The sequence below is a fragment of the Methyloferula stellata AR4 genome (assembly GCF_000385335.1).
Taxonomy (GTDB): Bacteria; Pseudomonadota; Alphaproteobacteria; order Rhizobiales; family Beijerinckiaceae; genus Methyloferula; species Methyloferula stellata.
Map to the genome: position 1 here is coordinate 2,741,929 of NZ_ARWA01000001.1, position 13,439 is coordinate 2,755,367.

Annotated in this window: 1 protein-coding gene; it reads left to right on the plus strand. The window is 59.2% G+C overall.

The window, feature by feature from the left end:
- Positions 1 to 726: 726 nt before the first annotated feature.
- Complete coding sequence (locus tag A3OQ_RS0113465; RefSeq protein ID WP_161607339.1) at positions 727 to 13,419, plus strand: filamentous haemagglutinin family protein; 12,693 nt, start codon at positions 727 to 729, stop codon at positions 13,417 to 13,419.
- The last annotated feature ends 20 nt before the right edge of the window (positions 13,420 to 13,439 follow it).

Below are 13,439 nucleotides of genomic sequence, written 5' to 3' on the forward strand. Positions count from 1 at the left end.
GGGCTTGGTAAATGGGGCGAAGGCAGAAGCCGCATTATCCCACGTGCGTCACAGTAAATCCATCATTGGTCATATGTCGATAATTGGCAAAGAGTACGTTTGCCTCCAGCTTTCCCCGACCGGCTCGATCGATTTTGAACTGCAAGCGGGTCGGCGCTTTCAAAGACTGTCTTTTAGATCAAATTGGCCAATGGTGGCTCGTCCCGGACGGACGAAAGCAGTGTTTATGATGCGTGGCTGGCCGGGCAGCGCCTGCGGATATGCCAATTCCTCCAAATTGATTTTTCGACGGTGATCTCCGGGGGTGGAGCAGCAGTTTGATGACGCTCTCAAGACAGATTTCTTCTGTCGCCTTCAAACAGTGGATCGATACGTCATCGCGACTGGGACTTTTGAAGTATTTCTTCGAAACGCTGCGGGTTAGCTTCTTCCCAGTTGTCTTAGGCTCAGTGCGCTTGCGGCTCCTGCTGTGGGCGCGACGAACTTTGCGCAAATACAAGTAGAAATAACATAGACATGCTTGGAATTCCGATGACGTTGCGCCTGTATCGAAACAGCCGCAAAAACCGGTTTGCATATCTTTTAACGAGCGCCAGCGCTCTGGCTCTGAGTCTTGGTACATATCATCAGGCGAACGCAGGGCCCCACAGCTCGTGGAGTCCGAGCACGGCAGCGAGTGCAGCACAGGCGGCGGCGGCCACCGCTGCTTCTCAACAAGCTGCTACCGTGGCCGCGCAGTCTCAAGCAACTCTCAATGCCGCAGCAAGCGCCATCCGCGGTATGTGGACGCCGCAGCAGGCTGCGCAGGCTGCTGCGGCGGCGCTTCAAAGCGGCGCAAATACTGTCGCCAATGGCATAAGCACAGGCGGCAACGGGCAATTGCCGGGCCTTGTCGTCGATCCGCGTGTTGGCGCTGGCGTTCCCAATCTTTGGATCAATGCCAGCCAGCCGACGCAGACGACAAGCAACGGTCAAACCACCGTCACGATCGACCAGACCGCGCCGCAAGCGGTCATGACTTGGCTTTATTACAATGTTGGTGCGAATACGACCGTCGTCTATCGACAAGAAGTCGGTGGGGTAACACTGCCGCTCGGCCAAGGTAATCCGAGCTGGGTCGCCCTCAATCGCATCGACGCGACGGGTGTACCGAGCCAGATCTTAGGCTCGATCAAGGCCGACGGCACAGTGCTTTTGATCAACCCTAACGGCATCATCTTCGGTGGCGCGAGCCAAATCAATGTCCATTCACTGATCGCAACATCTTTTGACATCGACGGCACGACGGCAGCCAGCGCATTCAACGGAAGCTCAGCCTACACAGCTTTATCGGTGAACGGCATCACCTTTGAGGCGCCGCCGGAGGAGGCGTCTTCCAACTTATATTTCGTGGCCAATGGTCTTTATACCCTCGCGGTGCCAGGCACCTCCCAGCCAAATTACGGCAATTCCGTTCAGTTCGCGATGGGCAACCAGTCGCTATCGACCGCGGCCTTGCCGGGTGTTCCGGGATCGGGCCGCGGCTCGATTGTGGTCGAGGCGGGGGCGTCCATCACGAATACGGTCAACGCGACCGGAGACGGCGGCTATGTCGCTTTGCTCGGATCGAGTGTGACCAATTCCGGCAGCATTGTCACGCAGGCCGGGCAGATCATTCTGGCCGCCGGTAACGCAGCACTTCTTACCGAACCGAGTTCCGCGGCGACCGGCGTCAACACGGCGATTTCGCTCAATCAAACGTTGACCGGCGTCGCGACCTTTTCGAGCACGGCTTTCCAGGGCAGTCTGCAAACGCTCACCCTCAGTGCCGGGGACAATAGTGTCACGAATAACGGGCTTTTGATTTCGAATGAAGGCGCGGTGACGATTGGGACCTATCTAACCAATGGCACGATCACCCAGAATGGCGCGATCGAGGCGACGACAAGTACTCAGCGGATAGGCTCGATTACGCTCCAGACAGCAGGCGAGGCGATCTTCGCGCCAACGAGCGTCACGGCCATTTTGCCGGACCCCAATAGCGGCACGGTTCCGGTCAGCGCGGCGACTGGGCTTCAGCCTGCGATCACGATCGAGGGCGACCAGGGAATCGATTTCCAATCCGGTTCGCTGCTCAGGGCTCCAAGCGCCGCCCTGAAGCTCATGAGCAACAATAATGTCGTGCTTGAATCGGGCGCGACCATCGACCTCTCGGGTCTGGCCAATGTCGAGGTGCCAGTCACTAATTATCTCGTGACTTTTGTGGTGACAGCCAATGAAGTCGCCAATGATCCGCTTGCGCGAAGCCTCATCGGCACGACGGTAACGATTGACTCGCGCGTTGGCTCTCCGATCATCGACGACACGGGCTATGCTAATCTGATTCAGGAATCCATCGGCCAGGTTCTGACGGCGGGTGGCTCTGTCTCTGTGAGTAGCCCCAATGGCGGAGCTGCCACCCTCATTCAGAAGCCCGGCTCGCTCATCGATATTTCCGGCGGTTATGTCACCTTTACCGGCGGGACGATCAACACGACCAAGCTTTTGGGTTCGGATGGCCGCATCTATGACATAGGTAAGGCGAGCACTGCCATCAGCTATGTCGGGATCGCTGGGGAGTTCACCGTCGAACATCCGCATTGGGGCGTCACTCAGACCTTTACGAATCCGCTTCTCCGTGGGACCTATTACGATCCGACCTATATCGCGGGCGCCAGCGCGGGCTCTCTCTCCGTCACCGGCCTGCCGGTTCTCGACGGCACGATTTTGGGGGAGACCGTCACTGGGCGGCGTCAGCGCGCCAATGCCATAGGCGGCGGCACGACGGCGCAAGCTTCGCTCGAAGCCCTGCCCGCGGGCGCGTCGCTGACGATCACGAGCGGTGCGAGTTTCTGGTTTGAGACAAGCGCGCAGGCGGGAAGCGATCCCTTTGGCCTTTCAAATTATGTCTTCGGTAGCACGTGGACGGCGCCCAGCACGGTCGCGCTGCTGACGGACAAGCTTTCGGCCGTTGATTTCGCGTCGATTACGGTCCAAGGGACGAGCACTGGCGGCTATCCCACGGTGAACATGACGGCCGGTTCGGTCCTCACCGTCGCGCCCGGCGGCAGCGTCAACCTTCAGGGCGTACAGCTGATTGACGGTACCATCAATGCGCCCTCCGGCAAAATCACCCTCTCCGGCTATGTTTACGACACGAGTGCAAGTTCCAGCAATGGCGTTCCAAATCTTTCGCCGGTCACGATCGGCTCCGGCGCTGTGCTCAACGTGGCGGGCCTCTGGGTTAATGACACAGGCGCCATAGGTGATGAAGTTCAAGGCCAGGCTTTCATCAATGGTGGCAGCGTCAGCATCAGCACCACCGCCGCCGCCTACCACACAACCGATGGGTTCAGCAGCAGCGACGTCACCCAAAGCATTATCCTCGCCGCTGGCAGTGTCATCGACCTGTCGAGCGGCGGTTATGTCGGGAGCAATGGCAAGCTGGCTATCGGCTCAGACGGACTGCCGAAGGGTAATGGCGGCAGCCTCTCGCTGCTCACCTATTCCGGTGGCTGGGCTGCGCCCTATGCAATCGGGAAGGATGGAACCTTCCGTTCAGCGCCTACTGGCGGTAACGAACCTACCGCGGCGACTGTCGTCATGGCGGGAACCATCTACGCCGACAGTTTCGACACCGGCGGCACGTTCACTTTGCAGGCGCCGGCGATCACGATCGACGGCGCGGCGACAAGTGTTACGTCTTACACGTCAGGCGCGAATGCTGGCACAATCGTGCTGCCGACATCTTTCTTCACCGACAATGGATTTTCGAATTATGTGTTGACCAGCGTCTATGGCAGCACGACGGTCACCGCCGGAACTCATCTTCTGCTGCAGCAATCGAATTATCTGAGCGGTGTTGGCGGCGGCGGCACGGTGCTCAGTAATCTGACAACGCTCGGCGCGGCGGCGGGTGTAATCCCCGCCGATGTCCTTGCGCTCACCTTGCAGCCGACCGGCGCGACTGTCCGGGATTTCGCCGAAATCGGCCTCGCGCCTGATGGCTTGCGTAATCCAGTGAGTCTGACGCTTAACCAGATAGTTTACGGTTTTGATCAAACCGGCCCAGCTACGAGGGCGACGGTCCTGGTCGACGCGGGCGCCACGATTACAGCCGAGGCCAATGCCTCCAAACAGGCGTCAATTAATCTGACCGCCCAGGGCCCGGTGACAGTGTTCGGCAGCATCTTTGCGCCGGGTGGGAGCATTACCTTAACGAGTACGCTGCTTTCCGGCGTTGGGTTTACTGGGGTGACCGGCGCCAGCGATGTCTGGATCGGCGCCAATGCCGTGCTCGATGTCAGCGGCATCTATGTTCCAAACCCCAGCATCGCCAATTATCAGACCGGCAGTGTGCTCGATGGCGGAACGATCACGCTTTCCGGGGACACCGCCGTTGTTGCGTTGCCCGGCTCCCAGTTCAAACTCGAAGGCACGAGCGCCCAGATTCAAATGCCGTCGGGTTCGGTAAATCTGAGCCAACGGTTCGTGACGCAAGAGATCTGGAGCGATGGCGGCACGCTGGCCCTGAATGGCAATGTTTACTTTGCTGGAAACGTTGCTGCGGCCGGTGGCGCGCCCTTGGCCAGCGGAGGAATGCTCGATGTCTCGGGAGGCTCGATTATCGTCGAACCGGCTGGCCTCATCGGGTCTTTGCTCTCCCCAATTCCCTATGCCGTACCCACCGTGACGGTCAATACCAACACTTATACCTATAACGCTGCGGCCTTCATCGGCACGGATACGCTCAACAACAGCGGTTTTGAATCGATTATCTTGAATGCGGGAACGAGCGCTGCCCCAGGTACCGGCGTAATCGCCTTCAATGGGTCTGAGGCCATCAATGTGCCGGGTTCGCTGATCCTTCAGGGCAATCTGATGCTCATGCAGGCGAGCACAGGCCTTTTGGCGCCGAATGTGACTAATTTTTATACCTATAACGCAACAAGCAATTCGACCGGCTACCAGGCGCCGACTTGTGCAGGCGCGGGGTGCATTCCTTCGATCGGCGGAGCGACCGTAGATCTCACGGCGGGCTATTTCTGGCTTTCGAGCGGCGCGAGCAGCCCGTCACCGAGCGCAGCGGACGGTACTTTGAATGTTACCGCGCAATGGATCGATCTCGGTTCGCCGATGACAGGCGCTAATGGTGCCTCAATGACGAGTCTCGTCAACGTCGGCAACGCGACCTTCACTAGCGCCGATGCCATCCGCTTGATTGGGTATCCAACTTCAACGAACGCGACCAGCACTTTTCTTGGAGGACTCTACACCGCGGGCAATCTCACTTTGCAGGCGGCGGAAATCTATCCCACGAGCGGCACCTCTTTTGTGCTCATGTCCACGGGGACGGCAGCGAATTACAATTCCCTCACGATCAATCAGAAGGGCGCCGCGAGCCAGCCGCTCAGCGCCGGCGGCACGCTTATCCTCGACGCGGTGAACATCAATCAAAACGGCACCGTTTGGGCACCCTTCGGTCAAGTCGTCGTCGGCCTGACTCCGGCGACCGTCGCTAGCCTGGATGCGGCGAATTCCGGCCTATCCGCTCTGCTCGCGCCTTCCGTCGCAACCCAAAATGTCACGCTGGGCGCGGGCAGTCTCACCTCCGTCTCGGGCAACGGCTCGCTTGTTCCTTATGGCTTCACGCTTGACGGCCTGGCTTGGTATGTCGGTAATACAGAAACTTTAGGCGCCAACGTCACCAGCACTATGGGGACCCCCGCCACGGCGAGCCCCACGAAGGCGATCACGCTGTCCGGCGCCAATGTGACCACCGCTTCGGGCGCCGTGCTCGATCTTTCCGGCGGCGGCGACATCTATGCGACCGAATTCGTCTCGGGCACCGGTGGCACGACGAATGTGCTGGCAGGCAGCACGGTTTACGCGCTCGTGCCGGCATCGACGGCAAAGGTAGCGCCCTATGACCCGACCTTCGCGGGCGGCACCAACGCCGGCGCCGTCTACAACTCGAGCCTGATCAACGTCACGGCCGGTTCGGCCATCTTTATCGCCGGCGGCAATGGCATCGCAGCCGGCTATTACACATTGATGCCCGGCATGTATGCGACCTTGCCCGGCGCCTATCGTGTCACCGTTGCCTCGACGCCCGTTAAAACCGCCGCCTCTCAGAGCTATACGACAGATGATGGTTCGCTCTACGTAACTGGCTCTTTCGCCAATATGATCACTGGGGCTCGTTCCTCGCAGACGGTTCTATTCGAACTGCAATCGGGACCTGTATGGTCTAAATATTCCGATATCACCATCACCTCGGGCACGAGCTTCTTCAGCGGCCTCGCCGCGACGGCGGGAACAGCCCCCCCGGCGCTGCCGATCGACGGTGGTATCCTGACATTCGCGGCCTCCAGCACTCTATCAATCGAGAGTACGAATCGTTTTGCGGCCGGCATAAGTTCGCTCGCGCCCGGCATCACTGGTCTTGGTGGCCAAGCTGACATCACGGCCAATAATATTCTCGTCCTCGCGTCTGATAAAATCGCGCCGGCTGCGGATGCGGGTTATCTCGTTCTCAATGCCGATCAGATTAGCGGCCTCGGTGCAATGACTGTCATTATCGGCGGCACTAGCAGCATTGATGGCTCCGGCAATCTCGCGCTGACTGCCGGTGCCACCAATCTCGACGTCGAGACCGATGCGGCGCATCCCTTGGGCGCGCCGCAGCTCATTCTTGTGACGCAAGCGGGTGGCAGTGGAATCACGGTTGAAGACGGCAGTGTTATCGCCGCCGTCGGGAGCCTGCCGTCAAGCAATAACAGGAATATGACCATCGGCGGAGACGGCTCGCTGTTGCGGGTCTCGAACGGTACGATGGTCAACCTGACCCGCAGCGGGACCTTGTCCGGCACCGGCAATATTTCGATCGGCGATAATGTCACGATCAATGGCGGCGGTGCGCTGACGCTCGCTTCGAGCGGTAACAATCAACTCGGCTCGAATGTGACCCTCACCGCCAATGCTTTCGATCTGTCGGCAAAGGTGATCAACATCGGCGGCGGCACGTCGGGGCTCGTGCTTGACGACGCCATCATTGCGAATTTCGCGGGGGCGGCATCCGTTCTCCTGCAAAGCGCCTCGGTGGTCAATTTCTACGACGCGAGCGGTCTCACCGTCGGCAATTCCAACAATCCAATCGATACGCTCACCTTCGACGGCGCAGGTCTCTATAGCCAAGGCGGCACGACGACGATCGACGCTGCGAACGTCGTGTTCACGAATAGCCAAGCGACGCCGAACATTGCCAATGTGGCGAGCGCCGCGGTGACCGGGACACTTAATGTCAATGCCGGCGGCACACTCACATTCGGCGCGACGCCCGCGGCTGTCATGCAAGGCAGCCAAACGAATAGTTACGGCTTTACAATCGGCAATTTCAACCAAGTGAACGTCACAGCCGATCAAGGGATTGCCTTCAGCGGCAGCGGCAACTTCGGGGCCGGCGCGGCGAGTGTCACCTTTACGGCGCCGAATATTATCGCGGCGGCGGGCAGCTCGCAGTCGCTCACCACGGGCGGCGATCTGACGATCGCTTCAAACGGCCTAGCCGCGTCCGTTGCAGCGACGGAGATCGGAGGCAGTCTCACACTTACGGCGGCGAGCGTTAAAGATTATGGCACGATTACTGCGCTTTCGGGCACGGTTTCGCTCACGGCGACAGGCGCAACATCTCCGAGCGATCCCACAGCGGGAGCCGTCACCCTCTATCCCGGCGCGACCATCAACGCGGGCGGCTCCGAGATCGTCCTCGGCCCGGTCGTTGAGGATGCGCCGGGTGGCACGGTGAATCTCACTTCGCAGAACGGCAATGTCATGCTCTACAGCAATGCCGTGCTCTCCAGTCTCGTGAATGTCGCTGCCGCTGGCAGCGGTTATGCCGGAGCGGTCAACATTGATGCGCCAAATGGCGCCGTGACATTGGAAGGCACATTGAAGGGTGCCGCCGCCTATAATGATATTGGCGGCACGTTTACCCTCGTCGCCGGGAGCTTGAACCCCAATGATTCATTGCCTTTCACGAGCGGCTTTACCGGTAATTTCGCAGTCGAACTCGGCCAAGGCAATATCACCATTGCCGCCGGCCAGACCCTCACCTCTGGCAAAGTGCTTTTGGTCGCCAATAATGGCAGCATTGACGTCGAGGGCACCATCGATGCCAGCGGCCCGACCGGCGGCAGTATCGGGCTTTATGCGATAGGCACGAGCACGGCTCAAGCTGGAACGGCAGGCGCCAATGGCGTCACCATCGGCTCGGACGCCAAGCTCTACGCCCGCTATCAAGCCGATGACCCGAACGATCCCGCCTATGCCAACGGAACATCAAACCTGGTCCAAACCGGCGGCACCATCACGCTCGGTACAACAGGTGTGCCAGACACGACCCTGAATGCGGCCTATGGCTATGAGGATGTCCCTGCTTCGGGTGCCATCACCGTGGCCTCGGGCGCGACCTTCGATGTCTCAGGTGGCCCCGGTGGCACCAACATCAACAATACCGGTGGGTCGGTCACCGTCCGTGCTCCGAACCTGACAACCAATAACATCAATGTCAGCTTCAAGGGCACAATCGTCACCAATGCCGATGCCAATGGCAACCCGAGCGGCAATGGCGTCATCGCCGATGCCTACGCCGTTTGGAGCACGACAGATTCTTGTACGCTCATTGCGGGCGGTTGCAGTGCCATCACCACGGTTGCCCAATTCAACGCATTGACTCCGGCGCAGCAGGCCCAGCTCGAAGCGCATTTCGACGGCATCATCGATCCCGCCGGTTTCTTCAACGGCGCCGGGACACAAATTATCTCTGCGACCGGCGGCCTCTACCCGAATTCGACTTACGCTTCGCCTGCTACGGGGGCCTATCTGCCGCATGTGGATTTCTACCAGAACACGCTGCTGAAGTTTGTCGATAATCCTTTCAACGATCCGGCAGGCACGACAACCAATACGGCCGCGGTGCAGAATGATTTCGCCGGAGCTCAGATTCAGATCGCTGGATCGAACACTACATCACCGCTTCCGTCGTCAAAGCTGCACCTGCAGCCGGAGATCGATCTCGTCAATCCCAGCCCGGCCACGGGCAGCACCAGCATCAACAATGGCAACATTACCGTCGCCAGCAATTGGAACCTCGGGGCAGGCGTCTACAACACTGCGACAGGGGCCTTCAGCCTTTACTACCGCACGACAACGGGCGGCGCGCCGGGCGTGTTGAGCCTGCGCACGACCAATAATATTCTTATCGATGCCACGATCAGCGATGGATTCTACGAAACCAGCGATCCGATGTTTCCTATCACCACACCTGCAGGCACCGGCAATTCGCTAGCCCTTGAGCAAGACGAGTATCTTTATGGAAATCTGACAGGCGCTACAAACACGATAGGCCCGGGACAATATGCTTCCTTAACTTACATGCCGGGTTTCACGGGAATCATCGCGCCTCAGAACATTGCGTTCCCCACATCATATAGCTTGGTGGCTGAACAAAATACGTGGTATGCTTATTATTATTATTATTATGTCCATTATGGACTGAACTTGGCCCTTCAAACCGTCGGCATCGCACCGAGCGCCAATTACATAGGTGGCAGCTACGATCCGAATGCGGGCGACTACGCAAGCACGGCAATTTACAACGCGGCCATGGCCAAGGGCACGTTCGATAATGTCCCAACCGACTATACAAGCTACGCCGCCTATGTGACTGCCTTTAATAAATATTACGTCGGCAGCACTTATTACACGTCCTCGATCGGCACTTATACGAACGGGGAACTCAGCGCCACTTTTGCGACCCCGGCAAGCTCGGTGAATGGGACCACACAAAATCTCACGAATTTTGACAATAATCCCACCGACTACACATCCTACGTCAATTATGTAACCGCCTATAAAGATTACTTCGCAGTAATGCATACGTTTATGTCGAGTTATTATGCGGCCCATACAACCCAAACCAGCGGTCTACCCTCACCTATTCTTGCGCCGCTGCCTCCACCTGCTGTCGGAACCGCCTATGCGGGTGGGGCGACGGAGGTTGCGACTCTCTACAGGACGGATTATGAAACGCAATATCTCAATAATGCATATTACCTCGATTATAACACTTATTATTATACCTATGCGGTCGAACCGGGCCATGTCACAGGCAAGACGACGGCCACCAGCTACGGCTCGTCCCTATGGCTCAATGTGATTCCTTATCTGCCCTTGGTGGCGGATACGCCGGCGGTTTCGATCCCCACCACGGGGGCACCGGGACCAGCGAATATGATCGCCAATAATCCCGCCGCGAATGCGTCGGTGGCCACTAATGACTACAATACAACATCGGCCGCTAGCTTGATGCCGGCCAGCCTGGGGAACAGCTTCTCCTATAGTTTCACCGCTGGCGCCTATTTCCCTGCCAGCGGCGCGGCGTCCGTCGATCCCAATGCCGTTGTCCTGCTTACCAGCACCGTCAATACCGCAAGCCCAGTGGATAGTATCGTCATCTCGGGCCATACATCCTATACGGATCCGCTCAGCACGTCGCAGACCGTCAATGTGCCGACCTTGGTGCGCACCGGCACGGGATCGATCACGCTCGCGGCGCCCGGCGATGTCCTCTTCACCGATCCAGTCATTGAAGGCGCGGTCTATACGGCGGGCGCGGCCGTCACGACCCCGTCCGATTTCAGCGCGCCGGGCCTCGGCGCCAAATATGCGGCCACTCCCAATGGCCTCGTCTCGACTCTGGCCTGGGGCACGGGCGGCGGCGCGATCACAGTGGACGCTGGCCAATCGATCCTCGCTGCCGTGGGCACGGTGAGCGAGACGACGGCGGACTGGTACGACCGCTATGGCAAATCGAACGGCACCGCGACGTCCTTCTCGTCCTGCGCCGCGGCGGGCTCCACCGCCTGCCAAAATGCGGCCTGGGTCAATTATGCGACCTTCTTCCAGAATTTCGGCGCGCTGGGCGGCGGCAATATCAGCCTGCGGGCGGGCGGCGCGATCACCAATATTTCCACGGCGCAGCCGCAGACATTTTTCGTGAGCGGCGGCACGGTCGCGTCCGATCCGGTGGTGGAACATGTCTACGGGGGCGGCGACCTTCTGGTGCAGGCTGGCGGCAATGTGAACGGCGGTTCCTTCTATGTCGGGCAGGGCGCGGGCTTAATCACAGCCTCGGGGGCTGTGACAGGTTCGCCGCAGCTTTTCATCCAGGACAGCTATATCGACATGGTCGCGGGAGGCGCCCTCAGCCTTGGCAGCGTTTCCGATCCGGCGAGCTTGGGCATTAACACAGATTATATCCTTGGTTTGACCAACCTTGTAAACCTAGCAAGTGGCTATCAAGTCGGATCTTCTAACAGTAACTATTGGGGCGCCTATTTCACGACTTATGGCCCCGAGGCCGGCCTGTCGCTGACGAGCCTCACCGGCAACGCGACCGCGACCTTCAGCACGTTCAATGCCCAATCTGGCTCTGTTGTCGGTTCGATCGTTTTGCCCGGCCTCCTGTCCATCACGGCGCCGCTGGGCAATATTACGATCAATACCGCCGCGCCGGTCGGTTACTCCACGACAACGGTGATGCTGGCCTATTCCACCGATGCCTCGGGCGACGACACAGGCGGCCTCACGCTCGCGGCGGGCGGCACGATCACTCTTGCCGGCGGCGGAATGCTCGCCCTGGAAGACACTTTGCTGCTTTCCGAAAACAGCTACACTGGCCTCATCGGCGGCAATCCGCTCGGACTGACCTCTTATGCCTATGCCCCCGCAAATCTGGCGACCAGCGATCCCGTCGTGCTCTATGCTGGGCGGGACATCCTATCCGGCGCTCTTGCGTCCGGCGGCAGCATGTTGAGCGTGAACCGGCCGGCCGAGATCCAAGCCGGGCGGGATATCAACCTCAGCTTTATCGGCGAGAATCTGAGCGATGGTGATGTCACAGCCCTGATCGCCGGGCGCGATGTCTTGGGGTCGGACCTGCTCTACGGGCCGGGCGCGCTTCTGATCGAGGCCGGACGAAACGTGACGACGGGCGGGATTGTCGCCGTCGGCAATGGCGCCGCCGGCGCAGGCACAACCAGTCTCAGTACCTCTTTCGGAAAAAGTATGATTACATTAGGCACTTATCTCGGCACCTATGCCGGCACCAACACCCGCGCCTACTTGCCGGCGCAAAGCGCCAATGTCACGGTGCTCTTCGGCGTCGGGCCAGGCGTCGATTACGCGGATGCGATCAGCCAATATGTCAATCCAGCTTCGGCTGGCAGTGGAGGGATCGATTTCCTCACCGATATCGCAGCGCGCCTGGGACAATCGCCCGATCAAGCCTGGGCGACATTCGAGGGCTTCTCGGTCCAGAGGCAGCAATTATGGGTCGATCGCGCCTTCCTTGATTTTCTGACCACGGTCGCAACCGACTATCGCAATGCCTCGAGCCCTTATTACGGGCAATATGCGCGTGCCTATAGCGCGATCGACACGCTGTTTCCGGCGCGCTATGGCTATACGAATAATGCCACGGGCAGCGGCGCCAATGGCGCGGCGGCGACGATCAAGACCGGCGATCTCAACATGCGTTATGCGCTGATCGAGACACAGCAAGGCGGCGACATCAATCTTATCGGCCCCGGCGGCGGCATCACCGTCGGCACGGTCGGACAGGACTCGATCGCGTCCGGCAGAGGTGGTCAGAGTAAGGAAGGCATACTCACATTGCGCGGCGGTGATATCAGCATTTTCACCGATGGAAGCGTGCTCGTGAACCAGAGCCGCATCATGACGGAAGAGGGCGGCGACATCGGCATTTTCAGCGCCAATGGCGATATTAACGCTGGGTCAGGACCCAAAACCTATTTCACCAATCCCATCATCGCGGAAATCTGCGACATGGATGGTTATTGCGCGGCCAATGCGGGGGGCCTCGTCACCGGCGCCGGCATTGCCGCGGTCCTTAGTCTCCCAAATCAAGATCCGAAAAAGAGCAATGCAACTTTGGTCGCGCCGCATGGAACGGTGGATGCCGGAGCCGCGGGCATTCGTACCGCGGGCAATCTGAATATTGTCGCGTTACAAGTGCTGAACAGCTACAATATTTCGGCGCAAGGCACGACCCAAGGCCTGCAAACAACGGCAGCGCCGAATGTCGGCGCTCTGACATCGGCCAATAGTACGGCCGGCGCAAGCCAGGCCGGCGTTAGCCAGCCGCAAAAGCAAAACAACGCGCCGTCGGAGGTGCCCTCGCTGATCAGTGTCGAAGTGCTCGGCTATGGCGGCGGCAGTTCCGACGGCGGCAATTCAGGCACCGGCGCGCCGCTCAACGAATTGCATGTGCCGAATAGCGAGATGGATCAGAGGAGAAGGGGATCGCCTCCCCTATAATGGACGAGCTTTTTGAGGCT